Here is a 16,251-nt window from a genome sequence, read left to right on the forward strand (position 1 = left end):
GTCTGCTGGCTCAGCCGCCGCGCGAAGCCTTCTTGCGGTCGCTTTCGGTCAGGAACTTCTTGCGCAGACGGATCTCCTTCGGGGTGATCTCGACCAGCTCGTCGTCTTCGATGAAGTCCAGGGCCTGTTCCAGCGAGTACTTGATCGCCGGGGTCAGCTGGATCGCATCGTCCTTGCCCGAAGCGCGCATGTTGGTCAGCGGCTTGGTCTTGATGGCGTTGACGGTCAGGTCGTTGTCCTTGGAGTGGATACCGACCAGCTGACCTTCATACACGTTGTCGCCTTCAGCAGCGAAGAGCTTGCCGCGTTCCTGCAGCGGGCCCAGCGAGTAGGCGGGGGTGACGCCCGGCGCATTGGCGATCATCACGCCGTTGATGCGCTTGGCGATGGCGCCCTGTTCCTTCGGACCGTAGTGGTCGAACACGTGGAACAGCAGGCCCGAACCCTGGGTGAGGGTCTTGAACTCGTTCTGGAAGCCGATCAGGCCACGGGCCGGGATCGAGTATTCCAGGCGCACGCGGCCCTTGCCGTCCGGCTCCATGTTCTTCAGCTGGCCCTTGCGGGTGCCCAGCTTTTCCATCACGCCGCCCTGGTGCACTTCTTCGATGTCCACCACCAGCTGCTCGATCGGCTCCATCATCTGGCCGTCGATTTCCTTGATGATCACTTCCGGGCGCGACACGGCCAGCTCGTAGCCTTCGCGACGCATGTTCTCGATCAGCACCGACAGGTGCAGTTCGCCACGGCCGGAGACCAGGAACTTGTCGGCGTCTTCCAGCTGTTCGACCTTCAGGGCCACGTTGTGGACCTTTTCACGGTCCAGGCGGTCCTTGATCTGGCGGCTGGTCAGGAACTTGCCACCGGACAGGTCCTTGTTGCCGGCGAACGGCGAGTTGTTCACCTGGAAGGTCATCGAGATGGTCGGCTCGTCGACGGTCAGGGCCGGCAGCGCTTCCGGGGTGTCCGGGTGGCACAGGGTGTCGGAGATGGTCAGCTCCGGAATACCGGAAATGGCGACGATGTCACCGGCTTCGGCGGTGTCCTGCTCGATGCGCTCCAGGCCCAGGAAGCCCAGCACCTGCGCGACCTTGCCGTTGCGCTTCTTGCCTTCACGGTCGATGACCGCGACCTGCATGTTCTTCTTCAGGGTGCCGCGCTGGATGCGGCCGATGCCGATGACGCCCACGAAGTTGTTGTAGTCCAGCTGGCTGATGCGCATCTGGAAGGCGCCTTCCGGATCGACTTCCGGCTTCGGTGCGTGCTGCATGATCGCTTCGTACAGCGGGGTCATGTCGCCGTCGCGCACGGTGTCTTCCAGGCCGGCATAGCCGTTCAGGGCCGAGGCGTAGACGATCGGGAAGTCCAGCTGCTCGTTGGTGGCGCCCAGCTTGTCGAACAGGTCGAAGACCTGGTCGATCACCCACTCCGGACGCGAGCCCGGGCGGTCGACCTTGTTGACCACCACGATCGGCTTGAAGCCCATCGCGAAGGCCTTCTGGGTGACGAAGCGGGTCTGCGGCATCGGGCCGTCCATCGCGTCGACCAGGATCAGCACGGTGTCGACCATCGACAGCACGCGCTCGACCTCGCCGCCGAAGTCGGCGTGCCCCGGGGTGTCGACGATGTTGATCCGGTTCTTGATACCGGTCTTCTTGTCTTCCCAGGTGATGGCCGTGTTCTTGGCCAGGATGGTGATGCCGCGTTCCTTTTCCTGGTCGTTGCTGTCCATCACGCGCTCGGCGAGGACGGTGCGCTCGGACAGGGTGCCGGACTGCTTCAGCAGCTGGTCGACCAGGGTGGTCTTGCCATGGTCGACGTGGGCGACGATGGCGATGTTGCGAAGATTTTCGATGGACATGCGAAAGGGGGCCAGTCGGCGCCGGATTTGGAAAAAGAAGTCCAACATTATACGTCTAACTTGACGCTTGGCGAAAACCCATGTTGCAGGACCGCCTGAGCCCCATTCAGCTGGGGCCTGAACGAGGGCCCGGGGCTGCGCCGATGGTCGAAGCCGCCAGCGCCACGGGGCGGGTGTAAACTAGGTGGCTAGACGCGTTCCCCTTTGCATCAAGGATCTTCATGTCCCTCATCGCCACTTTCGACACCACCCAGGGCCCGATCAAGGTCGAGCTGTTCGCCGACAAGGCGCCGCTGACCGTGGCCAACTTCGTGAACCTGGTCAAGCAGGGCTTCTATGACGGCCTGATCTTCCACCGCGTGATCGCCGACTTCATGATCCAGGGCGGCTGCCCGCAGGGTCGTGGCACCGGCGGCCCGGGCTACAAGTTCGAAGACGAAACCAACAACGGCGTGAAGCACGAGGTCGGCTCGCTGTCGATGGCCAATGCCGGCCCGAACACCAACGGCAGCCAGTTCTTCATCACCCACATCAAGACCGATTGGCTGGACGGCCGCCACACCGTGTTCGGCAAGGTGCTGGAAGGCCAGGCCATCGTGGATTCGGTCAAGCAGGGCGACGTGATCCATTCGATCACCCTGGAAGGCGATGTCGACGCCGCGCTGGCCGCCAAGGCTGATCGCGTGGCCGAGTGGAACAAGATCCTCGCCGCCTGATTCCCCTTTGAAACGGCCACCCACGGGTGGCCGTTTCCACGTTCCCCGCCGCCCGCCAGGCCTGCGTGGCCACGCCCGCGGCGTCCTATCCAACGCTTGCAAGCAAGAGGAAACCCCCATGAAAGCACCCGTTCGTGTTGCCGTGACCGGCGCTGCCGGCCAGATCGGCTACGCCCTGCTGTTCCGCATCGCCTCCGGCGAAATGCTGGGCAAGGACCAGCCGGTCATCCTGCAGCTGCTGGAACTGCCAGTGGACAAGGCCCAGGCCGCCCTGAAGGGCGTGATGATGGAACTGGAAGACTGCGCCTTCCCGCTGCTGGCCGGCATGGTCGGCACCGACGACGCCGAAGTGGCGTTCAAGGACGCCGACATCGCCCTGCTGGTCGGTGCGCGTCCGCGCGGCCCGGGCATGGAGCGCAAGGACCTGCTGCTGGAAAACGCCAAGATCTTCACCGCCCAGGGCGCGGCGCTGAACAAGGTCGCCAGCCGTGACGTGAAGGTGCTGGTGGTCGGCAACCCGGCCAACACCAACGCCTACATCGCCATGAAGTCGGCCCCGGACCTGAAGCCGGAAAACTTCACCGCCATGCTGCGCCTGGACCACAACCGCGCGCTGAGCCAGCTGTCGAACAAGCTGGGCAAGCCGGTTGGCGGCATGGAAAAGCTGGTGGTGTGGGGCAACCACAGCCCGACCATGTACCCGGACTACCGTTTCGCCACCGCCGATGGTGCCTCCATCGCCGATGCGATCAACGACCAGGAATGGAACGCCAACACCTTCATCCCGACCGTGGGCAAGCGCGGCGCGGCCATCATCGAAGCCCGTGGCTCGTCCTCGGCCGCTTCGGCTGCCAACGCCGCCATCGACCACGTGCGTGACTGGGTGCTGGGCAGCAACGGCAAGTGGGTGACCATGGGCGTGCCGTCCGACGGTTCCTACGGCATTCCGGAAGGCGTGATCTTCGGCTTCGCCGTGACCACCGAAAACGGCAAGTACACCTTGGTGAAGGATCTGCCGATCGACGACTTCAGCCAGAAGTACATCGACAAGACCCTGGCCGAGCTGGAAGAAGAGCGCTCCGGCGTGGCCCACCTGCTGGGCTGATACGGGCCTCGGCCGGTACGCAGAAAGCGGGGAAGCTTCGGCTTCCCCGTTTTCGTTTGAACGACTATGGACACCGATGATCCACCTGCATTACTTCGATGACGCGCTGCTGCTGGCCGAAAAGCCGGCCGGCCTGCTGTCCGTGCCGGGCCGCAGCGAGGAAAACCAGGACTGCGTGGTGACACGCCTGCAGGCGCTGTACCCGGACGCGTTGACCGTGCACCGGCTGGACCAGGTAACGTCGGGCCTGCTGCTGCATGCGCGCGGCAAGGCGATGCAGGCGGCGTTGTCGATGCAGTTCGAGCAACGGCAGGTGGGCAAGCGTTACGAGGCCGTGCTGCAGGGCCTGCTGGCCGACGATGCCGGTGACGTGGACCTGCCGTTGATCGTGGATTGGCCGAACCGGCCGAAGCAGATGGTCGACCACGCGCGCGGCAAGCCGGCGCTGACGCGCTGGCAGGTGTTGGCGCGCGATGTGGAGGCGGGCACTACGCGCGTGGCGCTGGAGCCGGTGACCGGCCGCAGCCATCAGTTGCGGCTGCACATGGCCAGTCTTGGCCATCCCATCGTCGGTGACGTGCTGTATGGCGCCGCGCCGGCGCAGCGGGTGCATCTGCACGCGTGCGCGTTGGCGTTCACGCACCCGGTAACGGGTGCTGCGCTGGCATTCGAGTCCGCGGCACCGTTCTAGGGGATTCGGCAGGGCTTGCAGCCCTGCACCTGCTTGGAGCAACGGCAACGTCAAAAGCAAAAGCGGGCATTCCGTGGGATGGCGGGGCGGTGTGGGATTGCGGGGACGCCGCAAGTACGTCCCTGTAGGCTTGGCAGCCGCATCCATGCGGCTGACACCCCGCAATCCGACACCGCCCCGCCTCTGACAGTTGGCCGATTGCCAGTAGATCCACGCCATGCGTGGATGAATCTCTATCGGAATCGAAAATCTCGAATTGAATTCGAATTGCATCCACGCATGGCGTGGATCTACTGTGTCGACCAAGGTCGACACCTACCAGAGCAGAACGCGGTACCGACAGATCGCAGGAAACTGTCGAAGGCGGGGTGCGGGCTTTTGCTCTTGCTTCGGCAGGTGCAGGGCTGCAAGCCCTGCAGAACACACCCACCCCCTACCAAGGTAGGGCGGCCCGGCCGCCAGCCCGGCACTATGCTCGAACCCATGACTTTGTCTGGGAGGGCTGCGTCATGAACTACGAAGAAACCTACCGCCGCTCGATCGACGAGCCGGAGGCATTCTGGGGCGAGGAAGCCAAGCGCATCCATTGGCATACCCCGCCAAAGCAGGTGCTCGATTACAGCAACCCGCCGTTCCGCCGCTGGTTCGTCGGCGGTGAAACCAATCTCTGCTACAACGCCGTCGATCGCCACCTGGCCGATCGCCCCGACCAGCTGGCGCTGGTGGCGGTGTCTACCGAAACCAACGTCACCCGCGAGATCACCTACCGCCAGCTACATCGCGAAGTGAATGACTTCGCCGCGGTGCTGCAGCACCTGGGCGTGGGCAAGGGCGACCGGGTGGTGGTCTACATGCCCAACATGGCCGAAGCCGTGTTCGCCATGCTGGCCTGCGCGCGCATCGGTGCGGTGCATTCGGTGGTGTTTGGTGGCTTCGCCGCGCACAACCTGGCGCTGCGCATCGACGATGCCAGGCCCAAGCTGCTGATCGCCGCCGACGCCGGCATGCGCGGTGGCAAGGTCATTCCGTACAAGGGCATGGTCGATGCTGCCTGTGCCGAGGCGGCCAATCCGCCGCCGCATGTGCTGATCGTCTCGCGCGGGCTGGACGCTGCCGAACCGCGCGTGCCGGGGCGCGATGTGGACTACGCCGAACTGCGCGCGCAGGTGGGCGAAGTGGATGTGCCGGTCACCTGGCTTGAATCGAGCGAGCCCAGCTATCTGCTCTACACCTCTGGCACCACCGGCAAGCCCAAGGGCGTGCAGCGCGATGTGGGCGGCTATGCGGTGGCCATGGCGCAGTCGATGGAAACGGTGTTCGACTGCCGTCCGGGCCAGGTGATGTTCTCCACCTCGGATGTGGGCTGGGCCGTCGGCCATTCCTACAACGTGTATGGCCCGTTGATCGGCGGCTGCACGTCACTGCTGTACGAAGGGCTGCCGACCAACCCGGACCCGGGCATCTGGTGGGCGCTGTGCGAGCAGTACGGCGTGCGCACGATGTTCTCCTCGCCTACGGCGATCCGCGTATTGAAGAAGCACGATGCCGACTTCATCCATCGCCACGACCTGGATGCACTGAAGTACCTGTTCCTGGCCGGCGAGCCGCTGGATGAGCCCACCGCGCACTGGATCAACGACGCGCTGGGCAAGCCGATCATCGACAACTACTGGCAGACCGAAACCGGTTGGCCGGCGCTGACCCTGCTGCCGGGGCTGGACATGAAGCCGGTGCGCTTCGGCTCGCCGGGCTTCCCCAACCTCGGTTACCGCATGAAGGTGATCGATGAGAACACGGGTGAAGAAGTCGCCGCTGGGCAGAAGGGCGTGCTGGTCGTCACCCCGCCGTTGCCGCCGGGCTGCATGAGCACCGTGTGGAACGACGATGCACGCTTCATGCAGAGCTACTTCAGCCACTTCAAGGAACTGCTGTACAGCTCGCTGGACTGGGCGATCCGCGATGACGATGGCTATACCTTCATCCTCGGCCGCACCGACGATGTGATCAACGTGGCCGGCCACCGGCTGGGTACGCGTGAGATCGAAGAAGCCATTTCCGGTCACCCGCGCGTGGCCGAGGCGGCGGTGATCGGGGTGAAGGACGAGCTGAAGGGGCAGGTGCCGCTGGTGTTCGTGACCCTGAAGCAGGGCTTGCAGGGCGATGATCCGGCGCCGGTGGTGGCCGAGATGATGGCCGCCGTTACCGCTTCACTGGGTGCGGTGGCGCGGCCGGCGCACATCCACGTGGTCAACGCGCTGCCCAAGACCCGCTCGGGCAAGCTGCTGCGGCGCTCGCTGCAGGCGCTGGCCGAACAGCGCGACCCGGGCGATCTGTCCACCCTGGACGATCCGGGCGCCTTGGAAGAGATCCGCCGCGCGCTGGGGCGCTGACCGCTTGGGTAGCGCCGGGCCATGCCCGGCGTGCGAAGCGGACGGAAAAGCCGCCAGGCATGGCCTGGCGCTACCAAACCTCCGGCAGAACATGCGCTAAGCTCGGCCCTGGGGAGCGCGCCCCGCAGGGCGCGCAGTTACGGCGCACCAGGCAAGGGGGATGCATGGCATTGCTGCATGGCAAGACGGCCGCTGGCCGCCAGGAAATCGAAGACCGCGGCCGGCGCCTGCCGGCGGCGCTGCGCTCGCTGCTGTTGATGGTCGACGGGCAACGCAACGACACGGAACTGCAGGCGCTGTTTGAAGGCCTGCGTGTGCCACCGGATGCGCTGCAGCAGCTCAGCGCGATGGGCCTGATCGAGGTGGTCGGCGGCGCCGCCGACGCGGTGCCCGCGCGCGGCATCAGCAGTGGGCGCGAGCAGGACCCGGCGCTCTATCAGCAGCTGTATGACGCAATGAGCGAGGCGGTGCGCCGCCATCTGGGCCTGAAGGGCTACTTCCTGCAGCTGAAGATCGAGCGCTGCAAGGATGCGCTGGCACTGGAGCGGCTGTGCCCGGAACTGCTTGCGGCAGTAGGCAGTGCGCGTAGCCCGGCACTGGCCCAGCGCTGGTGGCAGGAAACCCAGGCGCGCCTGGCCGCCACCATCGCCGGGGTCGTGCCCGGCTGACGCAGGGCGTACAGTGGCCTGTTCTTTCCACTGGAAGCGCCACGTGCAGGACGACATCGACGACACCGATACCCCCGGCTGGGATGCGATCAACGCGGCCTTGGCGCCGCTGTATGCCGGGCAGGCGCCGCAGCATTTCGGCACGGCACTGCCCTATACGCTGGGCGGCCAGGATCCGCTGGATGGCATCAGCGTGTACTGGGCCGATGCACCGCAACCGCATTGGCACTACGTGACCTACGGCTTTTCCGAGCTGTATGCGAAGGAAAGCAGCGATGCGCAGGTCAGTGGCTATGGGTTCGAGCTGACCTTCCGCCTGGCCGCCAGTGCCGGTGAAAGCGCCGGCAGCACCCCGCCGGTGTGGCCGATGAACCTGCTGCAGAACCTGGCGCGCTATGTGTTCGGCAGCGGCAACGTGTTCGAGGATGGCCACCATCTGAATGCCAACGGCCCGATCGCGCTGGAGACCGACACCCGCCTGTGCCACCTGGCCTTCGTGGCCGACCCGCAGCTGCCGCCGCGCGACACCGCCAGCGGTCATCTGCAGTTCCTGCAGCTGGTCGGCTTGACCGACGAGGAAATGGAAGCGATCAAGCGCTGGTCGACCCGCGGCGTGCTGCAGGCGCTGCAGCCGGCGATGCCGCTGTGGATCAGCGATCTGCACCGCGGCAACCTGCTGGATGATCCGGCGCTGGCCGCGCAGGTGCAGGAAGGCAGCCAGCGCGAAGGGTCGACCACCGGCATGCTGTTCGTCGAGACGCTGCACTGGCGCCAGCAGGACGGCGTGACCACGCTGGTGCTCGGCGCGGGCCAGGTGCACAGCGTTGCCGAACTGCTGGGCCTTCGCCTGCGCCACGGCAAGCCGTTGGAACTGGTCAGCGGTGAACGGCAGTGGACGTTCGCCCCGGGCGGGGCAGAGGCTGCCACGGCGATCGACGATGACAGCGCGTACTGGGTGCTGGACGAGGCCGGCCTGCAGGCGGCTGCGGCGCTTCCCGCGCGTCGCGGGGTCTACCCGCTGAACGCGGCGCTGCAGATCGAGGTGGTGCCGACCCAGCTGCGCGACGGCAAGGGCAACGTCATCCGCGAGATCGGTTGACCGTAACGGTTAAGCCGATGGGGTCGGAGCCGTCTGCTGCGCAGGCGGATCCGACCCCGGGGTCAGATCCGTTCGCGCGGCGAACGGCTCTGACCCCGCACTGGCATCAGGCCAGGCCTTCGGCCTTCAGCACGGCCTGCACGCCGGCGTCGGCGTCCATGCGCGCCTTGTAGGCGGCCAGGTTGTCCAGGCCGGACAGGTCCACCTTGGTGCCGGCTGCCCAGCGCAGGGTGATGTAGAAGTACGGGTCGGCGAAGCTGCGGAAACCGGCCAGCCAGGGCTTGTCGGCCAGCTGCTTGTCGGCGGTTTCGAACAGCGCGCGCAGGCGCTTGTGGGCGGCGGCACGGACCGCATCGTACTGGCCTTCGTCGGCAATGAACTTGCCCGGTGCGAACAGCGGCGAGAACGCCGGGTGCACGTCGGAATTGACGAAGGACAGCCAACGGGCCGCTTCGGCGCGCTGGCGCGGGCTGCCATCGCCGCCCAGGCCGGCCTGCGGGAAGCTGTCGGCGATGTAACCCATGATGGCCGCGTTCTGCACCAGCACGAAGTCGCCATCGACCAGCGCCGGGACGGCGCCTGCCGGATTGATCTTCAGGAATTCCGGACCCTTCAGGGTGTCCTTGTTCAGCAGTTCCACTTCGAACGGCTGGCCGGTCCACTGCAGGGCGATGTGGTCGGCGGTGGAGCAGGCACCGGGCTTGCTGTACAGCTTCATGGGAACTCCAGGGTAGGGCGTGGCGGAAACACCCACTATCCCAGAGCCCCGGCAGCGGCGGCAACGCTGCCGCCGGCAACAGATCGTTACGACTGGCGAGGCTTGAGGTTCTGCACCTTATAGAAGGTGTGATCGCCGATGGTGGCCACCTGGTAGGCGTTGCGCCAGTTCGGGCTGGCAATGGCCAGTGCGGCGAAGTGGCTGGCGCCGGGCACGATCTCGCGGCGTTCGCCGGCCGGCAGCGCCCAGTTGCGCTCGGCGTCGAAGGCCACGTTCATCGCTTCACTCCAGGCGGCGTCGTTGCCCAGCTGGGTGCCGGGCGATACCAGGGTGGGCGCGAACTGCTTGCGCGCAGTCACCACCTGGCACATCGAATCACCCCACAGCCCGCTGTCGAGGCGGCGCAGGGCCACTTCGGCCACGGCCTGCTGGCCGCGCAGGGTCTGGTCGCGGGCTTCCAGGTAAACGGTGGTGCTCAAACACAGCGAATCAGCCGCCGGCTGCGGCAACAACTGCGACAGCCAGAGAATCCAGGCCAGTTTCATATGACTCCTTGCTCCGTATGGGCCGCACCGCGCGGTTCCGGCTGCGGGGGGCGGCCGGGGGCTGGGTACGACTTGGCGTGATGGGGAGGCGGCCATCGGGGCCGCCCCGTGGGCGGCCTCCAAAACATTGATCACGAACCGATCAGGGAGGACCGCACCGGCTCACCGGAAACTGGCTGGTGAGCGGAAAGTTGGCGCAAGGTAGGGGGCTGTTACCGAACGCTTCCTGAATCGCTCGGCTTGACATTCAGCTTCGGGGGCGGTGACGGAAATCACATTCGCGCCCCCATTCATGTGCCGATCAGAGCGCGGCGGCGACGCGACTGCCCTGATTGATCGCACGCTTTGCATCAAGTTCTGCCGCCACGTCGGCACCGCCGATCAGCTGCGCGGTGATGCCCGCAGCGTCCAGTTCGGCCTGCAGCGCGCGCTGCGGTTCCTGCCCGGCGCAGATCACCACGTGGTCCACCGGCAGCAGCTGTTCGCTGCCGTCCACGCGGATGCGCAGGCCGGCATCGTCCACGCCCAGGTACTCCACGCCACCGAGCATGCGCACGCCCTTGGCCTTCAGCGTGGCGCGGTGGATCCAGCCGGTGGTCTTGCCCAGGCGGGCACCGGGCTTGCCGGGGCTGCGCTGCAGCAGCCACAGCCGCCGCGGCGAGGCTTCCACCGCGGGCGTGGCCAGGGCGCCGCGCGCCTCGAAGCGGGCGTCCACGCCCCATTCGGCCATCCAGCGCTGCGGGTCGAGCGCAGGTGAGGGGCCGTCATGACTGAGGAATTCGCCCACGTCGAAGCCGATACCGCCGGCGCCGATGATCGCCGCACTGGCGCCCACCTGCACCCGGCCCAGCAGCACGTCCAGGTAGTTCACCACCTTGGGGTGGTCGGCACCGGGGAAATCGACCCGCCGCGGCACGATGCCGGTGGCCAGCACCACGTGGTCGAAGCCGGCCAGCGCGCTGGCGTCGGCGCGGGTGCCCAGGCGTACGTCCACCTTGGTTTCAGCCAGCTTGTGGCGGAAGTAGCGCAGGGTCTCGTGGAATTCTTCCTTGCCGGGAATGCGCTTGGCCACGTTGAACTGGCCGCCGATCTCATCGCCGGCATCGAACAGGGTGACCTGGTGGCCACGCTCGGCGGCCACGGTGGCGCAGGCCAGCCCGGCCGGGCCGGCGCCGACCACGGCGATCTTCTTCGGTGCGGTGGTGGGGCGATAGACCAGCTCGGTTTCGTGCGCGGCGCGCGGGTTCACCAGGCAACTGGCCAGCTTGTTTTCGAACACATGGTCCAGGCAGGCCTGGTTGCAGGCGATGCAGGTGTTGATGGCCTCGGCGCGGCCGGCACGCGCCTTGTTCGTCCACTGCGGGTCGGCCAGCAGAGGGCGTGCCAGCGACACCATGTCGGCGCCGCCACTGGCCAGGATGCGCTCGGCAACGTCGGGCATGTTGATGCGGTTGGTGGCCACCAGCGGCACCTTCACGTGCGGCTTCAGCTTGGCGGTGACCCCGGCGAACGCCGCGCGCGGCACCGACGTAGCGATGGTGGGAATGCGCGCCTCATGCCAGCCGATGCCGGAATTGATGATGGTGGCGCCGGCGGCCTCGATGGCCTGGGCCTGCTGCACGATCTCTTCCCAGTTGCTGCCGTTGTCCACCAGGTCCACCAGCGACAAGCGGTAGATGATGATGAAATCCGGCCCGCAGGCCTCGCGGATGCGGCGCACGATTTCCACCGCAAAGCGCATGCGCTGGCTGGCATCACCGCCCCAGCGGTCGCTGCGGGTGTTGGTGCGCGGGGCGATGAATTCGTTGATGAGGTAGCCCTCCGAACCCATCACTTCCACGCCGTCGTAGCCGGCCTCGCGGGCCAGCCGGGCGCTGCGCGCGTAATCGGCGATGTGGCGCTCCACGCCGCTGGCCGACAGCGCGCGCGGGGTGAACGGGTTGATCGGTGCCTTCAGTTTCGACGGCGCCACCGACAGGGGGTGGTAGGCGTAGCGACCGGCGTGCAGCAGCTGCAGGCAGATCTTCGCGCCGTGCTGGTGGGCGGCGGCGGTGAGCTGGCGGTGCGGGCGTACTTCCCACGGCCAGGACAGCTTGCCGCCGAACGGCTTCAGCCAGCCGACCACGTTGGGCGCGAAGCCGCCGGTGACGATCAGGCCCACGCCGCCCTCGGCACGCTCGGCAAAGTAGGCGGCCAGGCGCGGGAAGTCACGGGCGCGGTCTTCCAGGCCGGTGTGCATCGAGCCCATCAGGACCCGGTTGCGCAGCTGGGTGAAGCCCAGGTCCAGCGGGGCGAACAGGTTCGGGTAGGCGGTTTCGTTGGCTGGCGACATGTCGATACGCTTGCGTACGGAAGCGCGAAGCGTGCCGTGAAACGGCGGCCGGGGCAAGGGGCGCCCCGGCCGCGGCCGATCACCCCACGCCGCGCTGCGCGCTCGCCGGGCGGGGGGCGGCGCCCGCCGCCGGGGCGCGGCCGATGCCGAACCAGCCCAGGGTGATGCCGCACAACGGCCCGATCAACAGGGCGAAGGCCAGCGTGCCCAGGCCGACATCGCCACCCAGCCACCAGCCCAGCAGCAGCACGCTGCCTTCAATCAGACTGCGCACCTTCCAGATCGGCCAACCGGTACGGGCGTGCAGGCCGGTCATCAGCCCGTCGCGCGGGCCCGGGCCCAGGCGCGCGCCGATGTACAGGCCGGTGGCCAGGGCGACCAGCAGCAGACCGCTGGTGAACAACACCACCTGCCAGCCCAGCGCGGTGGCCGGCGGCAGCAGCCACAGGCCGATCTGCGCCGAGGGACCGATCAGCAGCACGTTCAGCACGGTGCCGGCGCCGGGCTTCTGCCGCAGCGGCCACCACAGCAGCAGCACCAGCGCACCGATGGCGTTGGTGGCCAGGCCGAACGACAGCGGCGTCTGCGCGGCGATGCCCTGCGACAGCACATCCCACGGGGCGACGCCGATGCCGGCGCGGATCATCAGGGCGGCACCGAAGCCGTACAGGAACAGGCCGGTGATCAACTGCAGCAGGCGCAGGGGCAGGGCGGTAGGCATGACGGGCTCGGGGGTGGGGGAGGGCAACTGTTGCCACCGTAATCCCGAATTCCGCGCTGCAATAGATACAGATGCCGGGCAATCCGCGCACACAGGTGGCGGTAGAGTCGAGCTTGCTCGACTGTCGTCTCGCGAAGTCGAGCAAGCTCGACTCTACCGGCCTTGTCAGTCGAGCAAGCTCGACTCTACCGATCCGTCATTCCCAGCCGGACAACGCCAGCTTGCCGATCGTGCGACCGCTGGCCAGGCGCTCATGCGCTGCCTGCAGGTTGGCGGCGTTGATGCTGCCCACCACTTCGCTCAGGGTGCCGCGCAGTTGGCCGGCGTCGATCATGCTGGCTGCACGGTTGAGGATGCGGTGCTGTTCAATCTGGTCGGCGGTCTGGAAACGCGCGCGGGCGAACATGAATTCCCAGTGGATGCCGATGCACTTGGCCTTGTAGGGATCGCCGATGCGCAGCGGCCCGCGCGGCTCGACAATCAGCCCGACATGGCCCTGCGGCGCCACGATCTGCCCCAGTTCGTCCCAGTAGTGGTCGGTGTCGGCCAGGTTCAGCGCCACCTGCACGCTGTCGATGCCCAGGGCCTGCAACTGCGGCAGCAGGGGCTGGTGGTGGTCGATCACATGGGCCGCGCCCATTCGTCGGCACCAGTCCACGGACGCTTCGCGCGACGCTGTCGCAATAACCTCGAAACCGGCGTGCTGGGCCAGCTGGATCGCCATCGAGCCCACACCGCCGGCGCCGCCGATCACCAGCAGGCGTTGCCCGGCATGGCGGCGCCCGTCCAGCTGCAACGGCATGCGCTGGAACAGCAGCTCCCACGCAGTGAGCGTGGTCAACGGCAGGGCGGCGGCTTCGGCGAAATCCAGGGTGGTGGGCTTGCGCGCCACCAGCCGTTCATCCACCCATTGGTATTGCGCGTTGCAGCCCGGGCGGGTCACGTCGCCGGCGTAATAGACCTCGTCGCCGGAAGCGAACAGACTGGCCTCTTCACCGATCGCCTCCACCACCCCGGCCGCATCCCAGCCGAGTACGCGGGGCCGGTCGAGCATGGCGTCGGTGGTGGCCGCGCGCTGCTTGGCATCGACCGGGTTGACCGAGATCGCCTGCACCCGCACCAGCAGATCACGCCCCCGCGGAGGCAGGGGCGGAGGCAACTGCACATCCTGCAGCGCAGGCAGAGATTCACGACACAGGGCGACGGCTTTCATCATGACTCCGGCTCGGTTCGTGCGTTCATCATAAGGTTCCTCACCTCGATGGGCGCGCGCTGAATCGTCGCGAGTTTCCCTTTTCCGCAGTTGTCACATTGTGTCCTTAATGCCCCTCAAACCCTTGTGCCACGGGGGTATTGCGGATTTTCATGATCCTGTATAGGGTTTCAACGTCGGACCGGTGGCTGGTCGGGTACGACGCTTCACATGTTACGGGACTGTTAACATGACCTTCACCCGCCTGAGCATAATGTTCGCGGCGGTGGCGTGCTGAATCGGCTGTCTGAACATCGACGCAGTAGTGCTGGCCCATGCCTCTACCGGTTTCATACCCCCGAAATAGGAGCTGTACTCAATGAACAAGAAGATCCTTACTGCCGCGCTGCTGGGCGGTCTGGCTTTCGCCCAGGCTGCGTCGGCGCAGGAGTTCGATGACCGCTGGTACCTGACCGGTTCGGCTGGCTTCAACTTCCAGGACAGCGACCGTCTGACCAATGACGCCCCGTTCGTCACCCTGGGTCTGGGCAAGTTCATCAGCCCGAACTGGTCGCTGGACGGTGAGCTGAACTACCAGAACCCGAACTTCGACGCCAACCAGGATCTGAACTGGTCGCAGTACGGCGTGTCGTTCGACCTGCGTCGCCACTTCATCCAGGAAGGCCGCGGCTGGAACCCGTACATCGTCGGTGGCCTGGGCTACCAGAAGTCCGAGGAAGAGTACGCTGCTCTGGACAACAACGGTCCGCGTGAGCGCAAGGACGGCAACCTGTCGGCCAAGCTGGGCGTCGGCCTGCAGACCACCTTCGAAAAGCGCGTTGCTGTCCGCGCCGAAGTGGCCTACCGCGCTGATTTCGACGACCAGAGCGTTGCCGCTCGTGACGAAAGCTGGTTCGGCGACGTGCTGGCTTCGGTCGGCGTCGTGATCCCGCTGGGCCCGGCCCCGGTGGCTGCTGCCCCGGCTCCGGCTCCGGTTGCCCCGAGCTGCGCCGACCTGGACGACGACGGTGACGGCGTCAACAACTGCGACGACAAGTGCCCGAACTCGCAGCCGGGTCAGACCATCGGTCCGGACGGTTGCCCGGTGCCGGTCTCGATCGACCTGAAGGGCGTGAACTTCGACTTCGACAAGTCGAACCTGCGTCCGGACGCTGTGGCCATCCTGTCGGAAGCTTCGGAAATCCTGAAGCGCTACCCGGATCTGCGCGTTGAAGTGGCCGGTCACACCGACTCGAAGGGTACCGACGCTTACAACCAGAAGCTGTCCGAGCGTCGCGCCACCGCGGTGTACAACTACCTGACCCAGAACGGCGTGGACGCTTCGCGTCTGCAGGGCCCGATCGGCTACGGCGAGAGCCGTCCGATTGCCCCGAACACCAACCCGGATGGTTCGGACAACCCGGAAGGTCGCGCCAAGAACCGTCGTACCGAGCTGAACGTCCAGAACTAAGTTCTGACGCTCTGCCAGTAAGACACAGCAGGACCCGGCTTCGGCCGGGTCTTGTTGTTTGTGGAGCCAGGGAATGTGCTGGTACCAGTAAAAGGCGACCGTCCATCGGCTTTTTCTCCAGAAAACCAACAAGTTGCCGTATTCATTGAAGGTTCCGCTTGAAAGCTGTGCCGGCATTGCTAAACTCGCCGCGTCACTTCCTTCCGTGGATGCCCCTCATGTTGCGCTCTGCATCGGCCGCCGTTCTGGCGCTGGCCCTGGTTCCCGCTGCCCACGCCGCGGTTGATTGCTCGGTCAACACCAGCGCGTCGCCGCTGCCCCTGCCGGCCACCGCCATCGCGCCGGTGGCTGACGAGCTGTACATCCGCGGCAGCCAGCTGGGCATGTCCGCCGGCGTGCTGGGCAGCAGCTACGATCCGTCGCAGTCGCTGGACCAGGTGCTGCAGCGCCTGCGCATCGATGGCTGCCAGAACATCGCCAAGGCCATTCCGAGTGCGCCGGCGGTGAAGCCGAACGACCCGGCCGCGTACAAGCCGCAGACCGAGTTCGACAACACGCCGTGGCGCTTCGACATGAGCCAGAACGGCAAGCGCATGACCGCCGAAGAGTTCGACGCCTGGATGAAGGCGCGCGGCGTGCGCGTGGTCAAGGCACGCCCGGCACCGGCCGCGGCGCCGGCGCCCGCCACCGAAGCACCGGCTGAAACCAAGCCGGGCGAGAAGAAGTAAGCCGCGCGGGGAGCAGA

At 66.4% G+C, this 16,251-nt stretch carries 14 protein-coding genes; 8 read left to right on the forward strand and 6 right to left on the reverse strand.

Features of this window, described 5'->3' with window-relative positions; genetic code table 11:
• Positions 1-10: 10 nt before the first annotated feature.
• The gene (gene typA, locus C1930_RS04320) at positions 11-1,858 is read right to left on the reverse strand and encodes a translational GTPase TypA (protein WP_108748670.1); all 1,848 of its coding nucleotides are present in this window, start codon (positions 1,856-1,858) and stop codon (positions 11-13) included.
• 221 nt (positions 1,859-2,079) lie between these two features.
• Between typA and C1930_RS04325 the strand changes: the two genes are divergently transcribed.
• The 6 genes from C1930_RS04325 to C1930_RS04355 all read left to right on the forward strand — a co-directional run bounded on the left by C1930_RS04325 (position 2,080) and on the right by C1930_RS04355 (position 8,527).
• Positions 2,080-2,574, forward strand: coding sequence for a peptidylprolyl isomerase (locus C1930_RS04325; protein ID WP_108748671.1), 495 nt, complete (start codon positions 2,080-2,082; stop codon positions 2,572-2,574).
• Positions 2,575-2,692: 118 nt separating this feature from the next.
• On the forward strand, positions 2,693-3,679 hold the full coding sequence (locus tag C1930_RS04330) for a malate dehydrogenase (protein WP_108748672.1): 987 nt from the start codon (positions 2,693-2,695) through the stop codon (positions 3,677-3,679).
• A 76-nt stretch (positions 3,680-3,755) separates the two neighbouring features.
• A complete protein-coding gene (locus C1930_RS04335; RefSeq protein ID WP_108755502.1) occupies positions 3,756-4,370 on the forward strand; it encodes an RluA family pseudouridine synthase in 615 nt (204 codons plus the stop codon).
• Positions 4,371-4,879: 509 nt separating this feature from the next.
• The gene (gene prpE / locus C1930_RS04345) at positions 4,880-6,760 is read left to right on the forward strand and encodes a propionate--CoA ligase (RefSeq protein ID WP_108755503.1); all 1,881 of its coding nucleotides are present in this window, start codon (positions 4,880-4,882) and stop codon (positions 6,758-6,760) included.
• Between the two features lie 164 nt (positions 6,761-6,924).
• Positions 6,925-7,428: a hypothetical protein gene (locus C1930_RS04350; RefSeq protein WP_108771148.1), complete on the forward strand. Its 504-nt coding sequence runs from the start codon at positions 6,925-6,927 to the stop codon at positions 7,426-7,428.
• A gap of 43 nt (positions 7,429-7,471) precedes the next feature.
• Positions 7,472-8,527: a suppressor of fused domain protein gene (locus C1930_RS04355; protein ID WP_108771149.1), complete on the forward strand. Its 1,056-nt coding sequence runs from the start codon at positions 7,472-7,474 to the stop codon at positions 8,525-8,527.
• A 106-nt stretch (positions 8,528-8,633) separates the two neighbouring features.
• Here C1930_RS04355 and C1930_RS04360 read toward each other — a convergent pair whose 3' ends face one another.
• The 5 genes from C1930_RS04360 to C1930_RS04380 all read right to left on the reverse strand — a co-directional run bounded on the left by C1930_RS04360 (position 8,634) and on the right by C1930_RS04380 (position 14,056).
• A complete protein-coding gene (locus C1930_RS04360) occupies positions 8,634-9,245 on the reverse strand; it encodes a glutathione S-transferase N-terminal domain-containing protein (protein ID WP_108752286.1) in 612 nt (203 codons plus the stop codon).
• Positions 9,246-9,331: 86 nt separating this feature from the next.
• Positions 9,332-9,790, reverse strand: coding sequence for a cell wall hydrolase (locus C1930_RS04365; RefSeq protein WP_108748678.1), 459 nt, complete (start codon positions 9,788-9,790; stop codon positions 9,332-9,334).
• Positions 9,791-10,091: 301 nt separating this feature from the next.
• Positions 10,092-12,122 (reverse strand): NADPH-dependent 2,4-dienoyl-CoA reductase, encoded by a 2,031-nt coding sequence (locus C1930_RS04370; RefSeq protein ID WP_108771150.1) that lies wholly within the window; start codon positions 12,120-12,122, stop codon positions 10,092-10,094.
• Between the two features lie 79 nt (positions 12,123-12,201).
• Positions 12,202-12,843: a hypothetical protein gene (locus tag C1930_RS04375; RefSeq protein ID WP_108755507.1), complete on the reverse strand. Its 642-nt coding sequence runs from the start codon at positions 12,841-12,843 to the stop codon at positions 12,202-12,204.
• Between the two features lie 196 nt (positions 12,844-13,039).
• Positions 13,040-14,056, reverse strand: a complete 1,017-nt coding sequence (locus C1930_RS04380; RefSeq protein WP_108772537.1) for a zinc-binding alcohol dehydrogenase family protein — start codon at positions 14,054-14,056, stop codon at positions 13,040-13,042.
• A 358-nt stretch (positions 14,057-14,414) separates the two neighbouring features.
• Here C1930_RS04380 and C1930_RS04385 point away from each other — a divergent pair, with 358 nt between their 5' ends.
• Complete coding sequence (locus C1930_RS04385) at positions 14,415-15,506, forward strand: OmpA family protein (RefSeq protein WP_108748681.1); 1,092 nt, start codon at positions 14,415-14,417, stop codon at positions 15,504-15,506.
• A gap of 218 nt (positions 15,507-15,724) precedes the next feature.
• Positions 15,725-16,234, forward strand: coding sequence for a hypothetical protein (locus C1930_RS04390; protein WP_108748682.1), 510 nt, complete (start codon positions 15,725-15,727; stop codon positions 16,232-16,234).
• The last annotated feature ends 17 nt before the right edge of the window (positions 16,235-16,251 follow it).

It is taken from the genome of Stenotrophomonas sp. SAU14A_NAIMI4_8 (genome assembly GCF_003086695.1).
In the GTDB taxonomy this organism is placed as follows: Bacteria; Pseudomonadota; Gammaproteobacteria; order Xanthomonadales; family Xanthomonadaceae; genus Stenotrophomonas.

Coding starts and splice junctions, on each gene's coding strand:
- typA (WP_108748670.1), bottom strand. CDS start 1,858: ATGTCCATCGAAAATCTTCGCAACATCGCCATCGTCGCCCACGTCGAC.
- C1930_RS04325 (WP_108748671.1), top strand. CDS start 2,080: ATGTCCCTCATCGCCACTTTCGACACCACCCAGGGCCCGATCAAGGTC.
- C1930_RS04330 (WP_108748672.1), top strand. CDS start 2,693: ATGAAAGCACCCGTTCGTGTTGCCGTGACCGGCGCTGCCGGCCAGATC.
- C1930_RS04335 (WP_108755502.1), top strand. CDS start 3,756: ATGATCCACCTGCATTACTTCGATGACGCGCTGCTGCTGGCCGAAAAG.
- prpE (WP_108755503.1), top strand. CDS start 4,880: ATGAACTACGAAGAAACCTACCGCCGCTCGATCGACGAGCCGGAGGCA.
- C1930_RS04350 (WP_108771148.1), top strand. CDS start 6,925: ATGGCATTGCTGCATGGCAAGACGGCCGCTGGCCGCCAGGAAATCGAA.
- C1930_RS04360 (WP_108752286.1), bottom strand. CDS start 9,245: ATGAAGCTGTACAGCAAGCCCGGTGCCTGCTCCACCGCCGACCACATC.
- C1930_RS04365 (WP_108748678.1), bottom strand. CDS start 9,790: ATGAAACTGGCCTGGATTCTCTGGCTGTCGCAGTTGTTGCCGCAGCCG.
- C1930_RS04370 (WP_108771150.1), bottom strand. CDS start 12,122: ATGTCGCCAGCCAACGAAACCGCCTACCCGAACCTGTTCGCCCCGCTG.
- C1930_RS04375 (WP_108755507.1), bottom strand. CDS start 12,843: ATGCCTACCGCCCTGCCCCTGCGCCTGCTGCAGTTGATCACCGGCCTG.
- C1930_RS04380 (WP_108772537.1), bottom strand. CDS start 14,056: ATGAAAGCCGTCGCCCTGTGTCGTGAATCTCTGCCTGCGCTGCAGGAT.
- C1930_RS04385 (WP_108748681.1), top strand. CDS start 14,415: ATGAACAAGAAGATCCTTACTGCCGCGCTGCTGGGCGGTCTGGCTTTC.
- C1930_RS04390 (WP_108748682.1), top strand. CDS start 15,725: ATGTTGCGCTCTGCATCGGCCGCCGTTCTGGCGCTGGCCCTGGTTCCC.